This is a genomic window from Pararhizobium sp. PWRC1-1, assembly GCF_049897905.1.
GTDB lineage: Bacteria > Pseudomonadota > Alphaproteobacteria > Rhizobiales > Rhizobiaceae > Pararhizobium.
Genome location: NZ_JAFCXE010000026.1, coordinates 80,322 through 95,118 on the forward strand (window position 1 = coordinate 80,322; position 14,797 = coordinate 95,118).

General features: G+C 59.9%; 13 protein-coding genes. 7 read left to right on the plus strand and 6 right to left on the minus strand.

Annotated features, from left to right (window positions below):
• The first annotated feature begins 2 nt into the window (after positions 1-2).
• The 4 genes from ACP7E0_RS29260 to mgrA all read left to right on the plus strand — a co-directional run bounded on the left by ACP7E0_RS29260 (position 3) and on the right by mgrA (position 3,861).
• Positions 3-692, plus strand: a complete 690-nt coding sequence (locus tag ACP7E0_RS29260) for a D-lyxose/D-mannose family sugar isomerase (RefSeq protein ID WP_426130187.1) — start codon at positions 3-5, stop codon at positions 690-692.
• 23 nt (positions 693-715) lie between these two features.
• Positions 716-1,477 (plus strand): sugar phosphate isomerase/epimerase family protein, encoded by a 762-nt coding sequence (locus tag ACP7E0_RS29265; protein WP_426130188.1) that lies wholly within the window; start codon positions 716-718, stop codon positions 1,475-1,477.
• Positions 1,478-1,505: 28 nt separating this feature from the next.
• Positions 1,506-2,639, plus strand: coding sequence for a Gfo/Idh/MocA family protein (locus ACP7E0_RS29270; RefSeq protein WP_426130214.1), 1,134 nt, complete (start codon positions 1,506-1,508; stop codon positions 2,637-2,639).
• Positions 2,640-2,829: 190 nt separating this feature from the next.
• Positions 2,830-3,861 (plus strand): L-glyceraldehyde 3-phosphate reductase, encoded by a 1,032-nt coding sequence (mgrA, locus tag ACP7E0_RS29275; protein WP_426130190.1) that lies wholly within the window; start codon positions 2,830-2,832, stop codon positions 3,859-3,861.
• Between the two features lie 305 nt (positions 3,862-4,166).
• Here mgrA and ACP7E0_RS29280 read toward each other — a convergent pair whose 3' ends face one another.
• From ACP7E0_RS29280 to ACP7E0_RS29295, 4 genes are all read right to left on the minus strand, one after another.
• Positions 4,167-5,186: a sulfate/molybdate ABC transporter ATP-binding protein gene (locus ACP7E0_RS29280; protein ID WP_426130192.1), complete on the minus strand. Its 1,020-nt coding sequence runs from the start codon at positions 5,184-5,186 to the stop codon at positions 4,167-4,169.
• Positions 5,183-6,013, minus strand: coding sequence for a sulfate ABC transporter permease subunit CysW (cysW, locus tag ACP7E0_RS29285; RefSeq protein WP_426130216.1), 831 nt, complete (start codon positions 6,011-6,013; stop codon positions 5,183-5,185). Before cysW ends, ACP7E0_RS29280 begins: the two co-directional genes overlap by 4 nt.
• Positions 6,014-6,078: 65 nt before the next feature.
• A complete protein-coding gene (gene cysT, locus ACP7E0_RS29290) occupies positions 6,079-6,900 on the minus strand; it encodes a sulfate ABC transporter permease subunit CysT (RefSeq protein ID WP_426130194.1) in 822 nt (273 codons plus the stop codon).
• 97 nt (positions 6,901-6,997) lie between these two features.
• Positions 6,998-7,975 (minus strand): sulfate ABC transporter substrate-binding protein, encoded by a 978-nt coding sequence (locus ACP7E0_RS29295; protein ID WP_426130196.1) that lies wholly within the window; start codon positions 7,973-7,975, stop codon positions 6,998-7,000.
• Positions 7,976-8,486: 511 nt separating this feature from the next.
• On the opposite strand from ACP7E0_RS29295, the gene ACP7E0_RS29300 reads away from it, so the two are divergent.
• Complete coding sequence (locus tag ACP7E0_RS29300; protein ID WP_426130198.1) at positions 8,487-9,593, plus strand: TRAP transporter substrate-binding protein; 1,107 nt, start codon at positions 8,487-8,489, stop codon at positions 9,591-9,593.
• A 114-nt stretch (positions 9,594-9,707) separates the two neighbouring features.
• On the opposite strand, the gene ACP7E0_RS29305 is transcribed toward ACP7E0_RS29300, so the two are convergent.
• On the minus strand, positions 9,708-11,483 hold the full coding sequence (locus ACP7E0_RS29305) for a TRAP transporter large permease (RefSeq protein ID WP_426130199.1): 1,776 nt from the start codon (positions 11,481-11,483) through the stop codon (positions 9,708-9,710).
• Positions 11,480-12,055: a TRAP transporter small permease subunit gene (locus tag ACP7E0_RS29310; RefSeq protein ID WP_426130201.1), complete on the minus strand. Its 576-nt coding sequence runs from the start codon at positions 12,053-12,055 to the stop codon at positions 11,480-11,482. The genes ACP7E0_RS29305 and ACP7E0_RS29310 overlap by 4 nt, the downstream gene beginning before the upstream one ends.
• A 358-nt stretch (positions 12,056-12,413) precedes the next feature.
• On the opposite strand from ACP7E0_RS29310, the gene ACP7E0_RS29315 reads away from it, so the two are divergent.
• Positions 12,414-14,024, plus strand: coding sequence for a glycoside hydrolase family 43 protein (locus ACP7E0_RS29315; protein WP_426130218.1), 1,611 nt, complete (start codon positions 12,414-12,416; stop codon positions 14,022-14,024).
• A gap of 142 nt (positions 14,025-14,166) precedes the next feature.
• Positions 14,167-14,520, plus strand: coding sequence for an RcnB family protein (locus ACP7E0_RS29320; RefSeq protein WP_426130203.1), 354 nt, complete (start codon positions 14,167-14,169; stop codon positions 14,518-14,520).
• Positions 14,521-14,797: the final 277 nt, after the last annotated feature.

Here is a 14,797-nt window from a genome sequence, read left to right on the forward strand (position 1 = left end):
TCATGCTGCGAAGCGAAGTCAATGCCATCATCGAGCGAAGCGATGCGTTCATGCGCCAGCATGGCTTCATCCTGCCGCCGTTCGCCTACTGGTCGCCCGAGGAGCTGAAGACGCGGGTGGCGTCAGATACGCCATCGATCCGCGATACGCGGCTCGGCTGGGACATCACGGATTACGGCAAGGGCCGATTCAGCGAGTTCGGACTTGTGCTCTTCACCCTGCGCAACGGTTCGGCCGCAGCGCTCGCCCATGGCCGCGGCATGCTTTATGCCGAAAAGCTGATGATTACGGCAAAAGATCAGGTCAATCCGTTGCATCGGCATGCGGTGAAGACCGAGGACATCATCAATCGCGGCGGCGGCACGCTGGTGCTGCAGATGTACAATTCACTGCCAGATGGCACCGTTGACGAGACCACCGATGTGGTGGTTGCCACCGACGCCCGCCTGCGGACGCTGAAGGCCGGCGGCTTGCTGCGGCTGTCGCCCGGTGAAAGCGTGACGCTGCTGCCCGGCAACTGGCACGCCTTCTGGGCTGAAGGTGCTGATGTGCTGATGGGGGAGGTTTCCACCGTCAACGACGATCTCACCGACAATTATTTCCGCGAGCCCGTCGGCCGCTTTTCCACCATCCAGGAAGACACCAAGCCGAGCCATCTCTTGGTGTCGGACTACGACACCAGGCTCTCATAATCGATCCCAAGGAGGAATTCCCATTGCAGACCGTCAGCTTCCAGCTTTACAGCGCCCGCAATTTCCCGCCGCTTGCCGACGTCCTGAAGACCGTCGGTGCCGCCGGCTACAAACAGGTCGAGGGATATGGCGCACTCTATGCCGCACTCGACGATGCAGCTCTTGCCGCGCTGAAAGTCGACATGGACAACAGCGGTGTCACCATGCCGTCCGCCCATTTCAGCCTCGATCTGCTTGAGACCGATCCGGCACGCGCCGTCCAAATCGCCAAGACGCTCGGCATCCAGTCGATCTACTGCCCCTATCTAGCTGCCGAAGATCGTCCGACGGATGCGAACGGCTGGAAAGCTTTTGGCGCGCGACTGGAAGAGGCCGGCAAGCCCTTCCGTGATGCCGGTCTCGATTTCGGCTGGCACAACCATGATTTCGAATTCGCGGCGCTGCCCGATGGATCGATCCCGCAGGACCATATCTTTGCTGGCGGACCAAACCTGTCCTGGGAAGCGGATATCGCCTGGGTTATCCGCGGCGGTGCCGATCCCTTTGCCTATATCGAGAAATACGGCCAGCGCATCACCGCCGTGCACGTCAAGGACATCGCTGCGGCAGGTGAAAATACCGATCAGGACGGCTGGGCCGATGTCGGCCATGGCACCGTCGAATGGGCCAGACTGTTCAAGGCGCTGTCTGCGACACCTGCCAAATATTACATCGTCGAGCACGACAATCCCAAGGATTACAAGGCGACGGCCGAGCGCTCGATCGCTTCGATCAAGACCTACTGAGGAAAGACAGACCATGACACAGGAACACGTGACAGGGGACCTTGGCGTCGGCATCATCGGATGCGGCAACATCTCCACCACCTATTTCACGCTCTCGCCGCTCTTCAAGGGCATCAAGGTTATCGCCTGCGCCGATATTAATCCGGCCGCCGCAGAAGCGCGCGCATCCGAATTTGGCGTCAAGGCACAGACTATCGCGGAACTGCTGGCCAATCCGGAGATCGACATTGTCGTCAATCTGACGATCCCGGACGCGCATTTTCCAGTCTCCAAGATGATCCTCGAAGCCGGCAAACACGTCTATTCGGAAAAACCGCTGGTGCTGTCGCTGGAGCAGGGCGAGCAGCTGCGCGGGATCGCCACTGCCAACAATCTCAAGGTCGGCTGCGCTCCCGACACGTTCCTCGGCGGTGCCCACCAGCTGGCGCGCGACTATATCGACCAGGGCAAGATCGGCCGTGTCACCTCCGGCACCTGCCATGTGCTCAGCCCCGGCATGGAGATGTGGCATCCGAACCCGGATTTCTTCTTCCTGCCCGGCGGCGGCCCGATCCTCGATCTCGGCCCTTACTACATCGCCAATCTCATCAACCTGATCGGCCCGGTCAAACGCGTCGCTGCACTCACCTCGATGGCCAGCCCGACCCGCACCATCACCAGCGAACCGCGCAGTGGCGAGGTTATCCCGGTGGAAACGCCGACCAACATCCATGCGCTGCTCGAATTCCAGAATGGCGCCACGATCACGCTGTCGGCCAGCTGGGATGTCTGGTCGCACAACCACGCCAATATGGAGCTCTACGGCACCGAAGGCTCGCTGTTCGTGCCGGATCCGAACTTCTTCGGTGGCACGGTCTCGGCCAGCGGCCGCGATAAGGAGATCCAGCCGCTGGAAACCTGGGACCATCCGTTCTCCGTTCCCAATCAGGAACACAAGCAGGGCATGATGGCCAACTACCGCACGGCAGGCCTTGCCGACATGGCGCTCGCCATCCTCGAAGGCCGCGACGCGCGCTGCTCGCTGGAGCGCGCGCTGCACGGCGTCGATGTGATGGTGTCGATCCTGAAATCGGGCGAAGAGGGCCGTTTCATCGAGCTGACGACGACCTGCACCCAGCCGGCAGCCCTCGGCATCGAGGAAGCCAAGGCTCTGCTGCGATAAAGCAATTCCAGCAAAAGTGCGCAGCGGTTTTGCGTCCGGAATTGCGTAAAAACAAAGGCCAAATCTGGTGGTGCTAGGCGTTATCGCTTTGCACCATCATCACAATAAAATATACCGGATTTATCCCAATCATTCCCGGAGCATCGCTGCTTCGGGAATTCCGTTTTCAAATACAGGGCAGGACGAAACGATGAGCTGGCAACCGGCTGATAATCGCTATGAGACGATGAAGTACAATCGCTGCGGCAAGACCGGGCTGAAGCTGCCGGCGATCTCGCTCGGCCTCTGGCACAATTTCGGCCATGAGACGCCGCATGAGCGCAAGCTTGACATGTGCCGCACGGCGTTCGACCTCGGCATCACCCATTTCGACCTTGCCAACAATTATGGTCCGCCCCCGGGCTCGGCCGAAACCGCATTCGGCGAAATCCTGCGCACCGATTTTGCCGGTCTGCGCGACGAGTTGATCATCTCGTCCAAGGCCGGCTACGACATGTGGCCGGGTCCGTATGGCGAGTGGGGCAGCCGCAAGTACATGATCGCCTCCTGCGACCAGAGCCTTGCCCGCATGGGTCTCGATTACGTCGATATCTTCTATTCGCACCGCTTCGACCCCGAGACGCCGCTGGAAGAAACCTGCGGTGCGCTCGATCATATCGTCCGCTCGGGCCGGGCTCTGTATGTTGGCATTTCCTCCTACAATTCGCAGCGCACCCGCGAAGCCGCCGCGATCCTGAAGGATCTCGGTACGCCGCTGATCATCCACCAGCCGAGCTATTCGATGCTCAACCGTTGGGTCGAGGATGACGGCCTGGTCGACACGCTGGAAGACCTCGGCATCGGTTCGATCGTGTTTTCGCCTTTGGCGCAGGGCATGCTGACGACCAAATATCTCGGCGGTATCCCAACCGACAGCCGCGCGGCGCAGAACCACTTCCTCAAGAAGGATTTCATTCGCCCGTCGATCATCGACAATATCAAGAAACTCAACGAGATCGCCGAAAAGCGCGGCCAGACGCTGGCGCAGATGGCGATCGCCTGGGGCCTGCGCGGCGGCCGCATCACCTCGGCCCTGATCGGCGCCAGCCGTTCCTCGCAGATCGTCGATTGCGTGGCAGCCCTGAACAACGACACGTTCACGGCGGAAGAACTGGCCGAGATCGACGTTTACGCCAAGGAAGCCGACATCAACCTGTGGGCCTCGTCGGCGGAGCGCGACTAAGCGTCCGGTCATTGGTTGAGGCAAACAGAAAGGCACCAGTTCGTCAAAACCGGTGCCTTTCTGGCTTTCGGCAGGCGCTGTAATTGGCTTTTTGACGAAATGGCTACCCCACACTCTGTCATGCACGCCCTTGTGGGGGGGCATCCAGCGACCCGACGCACGTCGGGCCAAGACCTTCAGCCCAAGGATTTGGGTTGGCTGGATGCCTGTGACGAGCACAGGCATGACGGAGGTTTTGGTTGTCGCTCTATTTTCCTATCACGCAGGTAATGGCTATAAATAGCACTGCCTTCAGCATAACTAAATCAAGCCGGGTAAATCCGCGGGCGGCGGATATCGACGAAGCCGCGTGTCTCGGGGCGGAACGGAAATTCCGGGGCGGCGTCGAACTCGATGGACTGGCCATCGACCGTCAGAGCAAGCACACGCTTGGAATCGGGCCGGTCGATGACGCGGGCGATGGTTGCCTGGATGCCGTGGCCGTCTTCGCGCCAGGTGACATCGGCCGGGCGGAAATAAAGCTCTGCCGGGCCGTCTGCGATATCGGGCGCATCGAAGGTGATGTTCTGGATCTGCGCCTTTTTGCCCGATACCGTCACCTTCAGACGGTTGGCATCGCCAAGAAAGTTCATCACGAAGGCGCTGGCCGGTGCGCGGCAGACCTCCTCCGGCGTGCCGGTCTGAACGATCTTGCCCTTGTCGAGAATGACGACGCGGTCGGCGAGGTCGAGGGCTTCGGCCTGGTCATGGGTGACGAACAGGGTGGTAATGCCGAGTTCGTCGTGGATCTTGCGCAGCCAGCGGCGCAGGTCGCGCCGGACATTGGCATCGAGCGCCCCGAACGGTTCGTCGAGCAGTAGCACCTTCGGATCGACGGCGAGCGCCCGGGCGAGCGCCACGCGCTGCCGCTGGCCGCCGGAAATCTGGGCCGGGAACCGGTCCTGCAGCCCTTCGAGCTGGACGAGACGCAGCAGATGCGCGACCCGGCTGGAAATCTCCGTAGCCGAGCGTTTGGTCTTGGAGACCTTCATGCCGAAGGCGATGTTTTCGCCCACGGTCATATGCGGGAAGAGCGCGTAGTGCTGGAACACGAAACCGACGCCGCGATGGCGCACTTCGATATCGGTGGCGTTTTCATCGCCGAAATAGATCGCGCCGCCATCGGGGAGTTCGAGACCTGCTACCATGCGCAGGATCGTCGTCTTGCCGGAACCGGAAGGGCCGAGCAGCGCCACCAGTTCGCCGCTTTCGATGTCCAGCGAGACGCCATGCACGGCGCGAAACGTGTCAAATGTCTTGACGACGGTGTCGAGGCGGATTTTCACGGTGTGGTCTCCGAAATGTTCGGCACTGTGCCGGCAAGCGATGGGCGGCGGACGCGGCCGGCGCCCCGGCGTTCCAGCGCCACCTTGGCAATCAGGGTAACGACGGCGAGCGCCGCAAGGATCGATGCGGCGGCAAAGGCGCCGACGGCGTTATAGTCGTGATAGAGCAGTTCGATGTGCAGCGGCAGCGTATTGGTCTGGCCGCGAATGTTGCCGGACACCACCGAGACGGCGCCGAACTCGCCCATAACCCGCGAATTGCAGAGAATGACGCCGTAGAGCAGCGCCCATTTGATATTGGGCAGCGTGACGAAGAAGAATGTCCGCCAGCCACTGGCGCCGAGCGAGGTGGCGGCCTCTTCCAGATCGCGGCCCTGCGCCTGCATCAGCGGAATAAGTTCGCGGACAACGAAGGGGGCGGTGACGAACATGCTGGCAAGCACGATGCCGGGTAGCGCAAAGAGGATTTTGACATCGGCCGATTGCAGCGTTTCGCCGAACAGCCCCTGCAGGCCGTAGACGAACAGATAGGCGACGCCGGCAACGATCGGCGACACCGAAAACGGGATCTCGATGACGATCAGCAGCAGGCGGCGGCCGAGGAAATCGAATTTGGTAATCGCCCAGGCGGCGGCCACACCGAAGGCGGTGTTGATCGGAACGGCGATCAGCGCCGTCAGCGCCGTCATCAGGATCGCATGACGGGTGTCGGAATTGGCGATGGTCTTGCCGAAATAGGCGATGCCCCTTGAAAAGGCTTCGTAGCCGATGACGGCGAGCGGTGCCATGATGACCAGGGCCACTAGTGTGAGCACGATGGCAATCATCGTGTTGCGGAACACCGGCGCCTCGCCGATCCGCGGCGGCCGTCTGGACTTACTTTTTGCCACGATCAGCCCTTTACCGTGTAGCGCAGGGCGCGGGCCTGCAGCAGGTTGGTGATGGCAAGCATCGTGAAGGCGGCAATCAGCATCACCGAGGCGATCGCGGCCGATGCCGGATAATCGTATTCTTCCAGCCGGATGAAGGCGAGGAGGGCGGTGATTTCCGTGTCGAACGGCTGGTTTCCGGCGATGAAGATGATGGCGCCGAACTCGCCGAGGCTGCGCGCGAAGGAGAGTGACAATCCGGCAAGCAGCGCTGGCACCAGCTGCGGCAGGATCACCCGCAGGAAGATTTCCAGATCGCTGGCACCAAGCGTCTGGCCTGCCTCTTCCAGCGCTGGATCAAGTTCTTCCAAGACCGGCTGCACCGTGCGAACGATGAAGGGCAAGCTGGTAAAGGCCATGGCGATGATGATGCCGAGCGGCGTGTAGGCGACCTTGATGCCGATGGCGGCGAGCGGCGCCCCGAACCAGCCGTTCGAGGCAAACAGCGTCGTCAACGCGATACCGGCAACGGCGGTCGGCAAGGCAAAGGGCAGGTCAACTAGGGCATCGATGAAGCGCCGGCCGGGAAAGCGGTAGCGGACGATGACCCAGGCTAGGGCCATGCCGAACACCAGATTGAACAGCGTTGCCGCCAGAGCGCACAGAATGGTGACGCGATAACTGGCGATGGCGCGCTCGGATGACACGATCCGCCAATAGTCTTCCGGACCAAGGCTCGCAGCCTTGAAAATCAGGGCGCCAAGCGGCAGCACGACAATGATTGCGACATACACGAGTGTAATGCCGAGCGTCAGGGGCAAGCCTGGAAGAATGCGCCGTGCCAAAAACATGCCCTTTGAAAATCGAGTTTAAAAATAACGGGAGGCCGCCGCGGAATGGGTTTCCGTAGCGGCCTCCGTTTTTCACATTATCGATGTGGGATCAACGATTTCCGTAGATTTTATCCAAGGCAGCGCCTTCGGCGAAATGCTCCTGCTTGATCTTGCCCCAGCCGCCGAAGACATCTTCCACCTTGAGCAGGCGGACGTCGGGGAACTGATCCTTGAATTCGGCAGCGACCGACGCGTCGTTGACGCGATTGCCGTTCTCGGCCAGAATCTTCTGGCCTTCCGACGTGTAGAGGAAGTCGAGGTAGGACTTGGCCAGATCGCGGGTGCCGTTCTTGTCGACCACCTTGTCGACAATGGCGACCGGAAATTCGGCGAGAAGGCTGACCGACGGTGTGACGATGTCGAACTTGTCTTCGCCGAATTCCTTGGCGATGCCCTTGGTTTCAGCTTCGAACGTGATCAGCACGTCACCGGTTTCGCGCTCGACAAACGTCGTCGTGGCCGCGCGCCCACCGGTGTCGAACACCGGAACATTGTCAAAGATCTTCTTGACGAATTCCTCGACCTTGGCCGGATCGTTGGCGAATTTTTCCTTCGCGTAGGCTGTCGCGGCCAGATACGTGTAGCGGGCATTGCCCGATGTTTTCGGGTTCGGGAAGATCACCTTGACGTCGTCGCGTGCCAGATCGTTCCAGTCCTTGACGCCTTTCGGATTGCCTTCGCGCACCAGGAAAGACGGGAAGGAGTAGAACGGCGACGCATTGTTGGCGAAGTCGCTCTTCCAGTCTTCCGAAACGAAGCCGCCCTTCACCAGGCCATCGACGTCCGTCACCTGGTTGAAGGTGACGACGTCGGCCTCAAGGCCTTCGAGGATGGCGCGGGCCTGCTTGGACGAGCCGCCATGCGACTGGTCGACCGTAACGCCGGGATTGGCTGCAATGAAAGCTTCGTTGACGTGTTCGAACAGTTCGCGGGAAACATCGTAGGATGCGTTGAGCAGCTTGTCGGCAGCGGCGGCTGGAGCGGTCAAAGCCGCGAGTGCGACGCCGATGAGCAGTAGACGTTTCATGAAGAACTCCCCGAGATTTGATTTCGTCCGGAGCATAGGGTTGGCACAACAGCAAGCCGAGGAACCCGTCTGTGAATGTTCCCGCTGCAGTGGAAAAATATTGCCGGAAAGTCTCCAACGGAGAAACGGACACCTTCACACGGCTAAACCATCCAAGGTTCTCGATTTCTTGTATATTAGCTCTTTCAATAAGTTGGTGCTTTATCTTCACAGGCTTCGCTCTTTTGGGCTTGCTGTGATCAACCTTGCGTAAGTCGATGCAAACATTGGAGGTTGATCTTAGACAAAAGTCGAAGGTGACCCCTTTCCCCTGCGACTGGACATGAGGGGGGGAGCGTGTAATCTGCCGATGGAGGCACGTGGTTTCGTTCGAAATCGGGTGTTCGCATACTGTGGATTAAAGATTGCGCAGGTCCGTTTTGGACCGGTCGATGTTGGCCGGTGCGGCTTGTGCTCGCGGGGAGGAACAGATCCGGCATTGCCGTCTGTCCGCGACAACAGAGGAGAGAACATGGATCGCCGTCTATTCATCAAACGCGCGGCTCTCGGTGGCGTCGGTGCCGCTGCTGCCACGACGCTCGCAGCGCCTGCCATCGCCCAGAGCAATCCGAAGATTAACTGGCGCTTGGCGTCGTCGTTCCCGAAGTCGCTCGACACGATTTATGGCGGCGCGGAAGTGCTGTCGAAATACCTGTCAGACGCCACGGATGGCAATTTCAAGATCCAGGTCTTCGCCGCCGGTGAAATCGTTCCCGCTCTCCAGGCCGCCGACGCCGCTGCCGCCGGCACGGTCGAAGCCTGCCACACGGTCTCCTACTACTACTGGGGCAAGGACCCGGTCTGGGCACTGGGTGCCGCCGTTCCTTTCGCGCTCAATGCGCGCGGCATGAACGCTTGGCATTACCATGGCGGCGGCATTGAGATGTTCAACGAATTCCTGGCAACGCAGGGGCTCGTCGGTTATCCGGGCGGCAATACCGGGGTGCAGATGGGCGGCTGGTTCCGCAAGGAGATCAAGACTGTTGGCGACATGCAGGGCCTGAAGATGCGCATCGGCGGCTTTGCCGGCAAGGTCGTCGAAAAGCTCGGCGTCGTGCCGCAGCAGATCCCCGGCGGCGACATCTATCCGTCGCTGGAAAAGGGCACGATCGACGCGGCCGAATGGGTCGGCCCCTATGACGACGAGAAGCTCGGCTTCTACAAGGTGGCGCCGTATTACTACTATCCGGGCTGGTGGGAAGGTGGACCGACTGTCCATGCGATGTTCAACAAGGCAGCTTTCGATGGCCTGCCGAAGAACTATCAGTCGCTGCTGCGCACCGCCTGCCAAGCGACCGACGCCAACATGCTGCAGAAGTACGACTATCTGAACCCGGCCGCGATCAAGCGTCTGGTTGCAGCCGGCGCCAAGCTCAGCCCGTTCAGCCCGGAAATCCTGGCAGCCTGCTTCGACAAGGCCAATGAGGTCTATGCCGAGATGGAAGCGACAAACCCGACTTTCAAGAAGATCTGGGACTCGATCAAGGCCTTCCGCGGCGAGTATTACCTCAATGCGCAGATCGCCGAATATAACTACGACACGTTCATGATGATCCAGCAGCGCGGCGGTAAACTCTAAGCGCTGCACAGATTATCCCGGAAACGAAAAACCCCGAAGCTGAGAGGCTTCGGGGTTTTTCATTGTCTACTTTATAGAGGAAGGAGCCGGTTCGAGAACCGGCCCCTTGGGCTGTCAGTTGAAAGACGGGGGAGCGCTCAGGTCGTTGGCGGGTTTCTGATCCGCCGGCTTCTGGTTGCTGCCATCGAGCGGATTGCTGCCCGGCAACTGCAGGCCGCCCGGCAGGCCGAGGCCGCCGCCATTGTCGGGGAGGGTCAGCCCACCACCACCCGTTCCAAAGCCCGGCACGACGATGTTGATCGTGGCCGGATCCACCACCGCGGCATCGCCCTTGTAGTGCATGACCATTTGCGGGAACATGATGGTGAGGGCGACCATGATGATCTGGATGCCGACGAAAGGCACTGCACCCCAATAGATCTGCCCGGTTGTCACCGGTTGCGTCACCTTGCCCGTCACCTTGTCGAGGTAAGGCACCTTGGCCGCGACCGAGCGCAGGTAGAACAACGCGAAGCCGAATGGCGGGTGCATGAAGCTCGTCTGCATGTTGATGCCGAGAAGCACACCGAACCAGATGAGGTCGATGCCCAGAGCATTGGCCGCCGGAACGAGTAGCGGCACGATGATGAAGGCGAGTTCGAAGAAATCCAGGAAGAATGCCAGGAAGAAGACGAGAAGGTTGACCGTGATCAGGAAGCCCGTCTCGCCGCCGGGCATGGCGACCAGCAGATGCTCGACCCAGATATGGCCGTTGACGCCATAGAAGGTCAGCGAGAACACCCGCGCACCGATCAGGATGAACAGCACGAAGGCCGACAGCCGTGTCGTGGCGGCCAGTGCCGAGCGGATCACATCCATGCTCAGCCGCCCCTTGATCGCCGCCATCACCAGCGCGCCGACCGCACCCATGGCACCGCCTTCGGTCGGCGTGGCAATGCCGAGGAAGATCGTGCCGAGCACCAGGAAGATCAGCGCCAGCGGCGGGATCAAAACGATGATGACCTGCTGGGCAAGCCTCGACATGGCGTTGACCTTCAGGCCTTTGTCGAGAAGGGCGACGATATAGATGAAACCGATACCGACGGTTGCACCGAGAATATCGGCGTTTTCGCCATGTGTCGGATAGAGGTAGATATGGGCGGCATAGGCAAAGGCTGCCGCGACCACGAGTGCAATGAACAGCGACGTCACACCGGATCCCAGCGTGCGGGCTTCGAGCGGCAGGGCCGGCATGGAGTCGCGCCGGACGAAGGTCATGATCAGGATGTAGAGCATGTAGAGCCCGGTCAGAACCAGACCTGGGATCAGGGCACCGGCATACATGTCGCCCACTGAGCGGCCGAGCTGATCGGCAAGCACGATCAGCACGAGCGACGGCGGGATGATCTGCGCAAGCGTGCCAGACGCGGCAATGACGCCGGAGGCAACACGCCGGTCATAACCATAGCGCAGCATGATCGGCAGCGAGATCAGACCCATGGCGATGACCGAAGCGGCAACCACGCCGGTGGTCGCGGCCAGCAACGCACCGACAAAAATCACGGCATAGGCGAGACCGCCGCGGATCGGTCCGAACAGCTGGCCGATCGTATCGAGCAGGTCTTCGGCCATGCCGGATCGTTCGAGCACGATGCCCATGAAGGTGAAGAAGGGAATGGCGAGCAAAGTGTCGTTCGACATCACCCCCCAGAACCGGTCGGGCAGGGCGTTGAGCAGCGGCCAGGATAGATTGATGGAGCCGCCGGATAAGGGCGCGAGTTCCACACCGACGATGAAGAACAGCAGGCCATTGGCGGCGAGCGAGAAGGCGACGGGATAGCCCAGCAAAAGGAAGATGATCAGGGATACGAACATGATCGGCGCGAGATTGACGGCGATGAACTCCATCATGGGCGTGCCTCCGGAGCGGCGACATCGTCAAGTGGCGCGTGGGTTGGCACATAGGGCGTCGGGTCGTCCATATTGCCGGTCATGATCGCCACCTTCTTGATGATCTCGGAAACACCCTGCAGCGCAAGCAGTACGAAACCGAACAGCAGGATGGCCTTGGCCGGCCAGACGATCAGGCCACCGGCGCTGGATGAGCCTTCCTGCGAGCGAACCGACATCAGCACGTAGGGGATGAGATAATAGGTCATCAGCAGCACGAACGGCATCAGGAAGAAGACGTGACCGAACAGGTCGATCCAGTGTTGCGTCCGGCGCGAAAACTTGCCGTAGACGACGTCGATGCGGATATGTTCGTTCTGGCTGAGCGTATAGGCCGCAGCCAGCATGAAGGCGGCGCCAAACAGGTACCACTGCGCCTCAAGCCAGGCGTTCGACGACATGTTGAAGATTTTTCGGATAATGGCATTGCCGGCGCTGACCAGTACGGCCACCAGGATCAGCCATGAGACTGATTTTCCGATGATTTCCGTGACACGGTCGATGAGCCTGCTGATACCGAGCAGTGCGGCCATAGATGTTCCTCCCCCGCTAAGCTGATTGTCGATGTTTTTTTGCCAAGCATAGCCACAGTGCCGATTTCAAGCCCCGATTCAAGTCCGCGCCCGGATTTTCCGGCATAGTCCGGCAACGTCATACCAAAGTCGCATCCAGACGGTTCCGTCTCTGCCTAAAGCTTGGGCAGGAGCTGTGGGAAACCGCGTCCGGGCGTCATAACTTATATGTGAGATGCCACCCGCGCTCTGGCGAAACGCCGAGTCGGTAAGACTGTGAAGAATGTTCTCACACGGTAAGACGGGGGCTTGAAACTGCGCCGAGTTTGAGGCGGTATGACATTCCGAGAATCCATGAGGTACGTTCGTCATGACCGCGATGATCCGCAACCCGATCCTTCCGGGCTTCAACCCTGATCCGTCCATCTGCCGTGTCGGCGACGACTACTATATCACTACCTCGACCTTCGAATGGTATCCGGGCGTGCAGATCCATCATTCGCGCGATCTGGTGAACTGGACATTGGTGCGCCGGCCGCTGGAGCGGGCAAGCCAACTCGATATGCGCGGCAATCCCGACAGCTGCGGCGTCTGGGCGCCCTGCCTGTCTTATGCGGATGGCCTGTTCTTTCTGGTCTATACCGACGTCAAGCGCTTCGATGGCAATTTCAAGGACGCCCATAATTACATCGTCACCTCGCCGACTGTCGAAGGGGAATGGTCTGAGCCGATCTATGTCAATTCGTCCGGCTTCGATCCGTCGCTGTTTCATGACGATGACGGCCGCAAATGGTTTCTCAACATGCAATGGAACCACCGCACCGAGAGTTTTGGCGGCGCGCCGAAATCCCCGGCCTTCGATGGCATCCTGCTGCAGGAATGGGATACGATCACGAAAAAGCTGACCGGCCCGATCCGCAACATCTTCGCCGGCAGCGCGCAGGGGCTGGTGGAAGGGCCGCATCTGTTCAAGCGCGACGGCTGGTACTATCTGACCACCGCCGAGGGCGGCACCGGTTACGATCATGTGGTTACCATGGCGCGTTCCCAAACGATCGAAGGCCCCTACGAGATGCATCCGCAGACGCATCTGATTACATCGAAGGATCATCCGGATGCCGTGTTGCAAAGGGCAGGGCATGGAGAGTATGTCGAGACGCCGGACGGCCAGGCCTACCACACTCATCTGACCGGCCGTCCTTTGGCACCACAGCGGCGTTGCACGCTCGGGCGCAAGACAGCGTTGCAGAAATGCGTCTGGGGCGAGGACGGCTGGCTCTATCTCGCGCAGGGTGGCGTCGTGCCGGATGTCGATGTACCGGCGCCAGGCGAGGCGGCCGTCACAGAAAAACCAGTACGCATGGAAAGCGAGTTCGACAGCCCGCAATTGCCGATGGAATTCCAGTGGTTGCGGACGCCGGTGCCAAAGCGGATTTTCTCGCTGACGGAAAGGCCGGGACATCTGCGGGTGTTCGGCCGGGAAAGCATCGGCAGCTGGTTCGAGCAGGCGCTGGTGGCGCGGCGCCAGGAGCATCATTCGTTCAGGGCCGAAACAGTCGTCGAATTCGAGCCGGACACCTATCAGCAGGCGGCCGGATTGACCCATTATTACAATCGTCACAAATTTCATGCGGTCGCGGTGACGCTGCATGAACAACTCGGCCGCGTGGTGACCCTCTTTTCCTGCAATGGCGATTTTCCGCATAGCCGCATGACATTTCCGGTCGAAAGCGGCGTTGCCGTCCCGTTTGGCCGGGTGCACCTGGCCATGGAAATTCGCGATAACGATCTGCAGTTCTTCTGGCATCCGGATGGGTATCGCGCGTGGCGCAAACTCGGGCCTTTGCTCGATGCCGGCGTCGTCTCCGATGAAGGCGGACGCGGAGAGCACGGCTCCTTTACCGGCGCCTTTGCCGGTGTTTTTGCCTTCGATACATCCGGCCGGGCGCAGGTGGCGGATTTCGACCGTTTCTCCTACGAGGCGCTGTAATCTTGAGTTGCAGGTTTGTTCATTGTATCAGTTAATTCTTATAATTAACTGATATCATTACAATTTTGTAATTTTCTGTTTCAGTTTCCGTTCATCTTTGCGGCTCTATTTTCAGGGTGTCAAAAAACGAAAGGACACCCCGATGAAACGTCTGTTGATTGCGCTGGTCGCAAGCTCCTTTCTGACGGCGCCGATGGCTTTTGCCCAGCCGGCCCGGCCGTTCGAAGTCGCTCAGGTGAAGGAGCGTCACGTCGAGAAACGTGTTTACAGGCATGGCAATACCAAGATTGTCGAAAAGAATGTGGTGGTGAAGAAGCGCTGGGCACGCGGCCATCGCCTGTCACCCTCTGAGCGCCGTCGCATCGCCGCTGTCAACGATTACCGCCGCTACAAGCTGCGTGCGCCGCCGCGTGGCCAGCAGTGGGTTCGCGCCGGTAACGATTTCCTGCTGATCAGTGTCGCCACCGGCGTCATCGTCAATCTGGCGACGCGCTGATCAGGCCAAAGGCAGGGCGCCGCATCATATTGCTGAACCTGCAAAGCAATTGTTTGAGGGCACGCGTCCACCCATTTTCCGTCATCCTCGCCCTTGGGGCGGGGATCCAGCGACCCGACGTCCGTCGGGTCAAAAGACTCTTTCAGCTCAATGAAGCTGACTGGCAACTGTGTTTCTACGTTTGTGAAAAAATTGTTTTGTCCCTCGTGATTGCGTTTGCGATGGCGAGTATTTTGCGTGCGAGGGCAATGATGATGACCTTGAAAGGCTTGCCGCG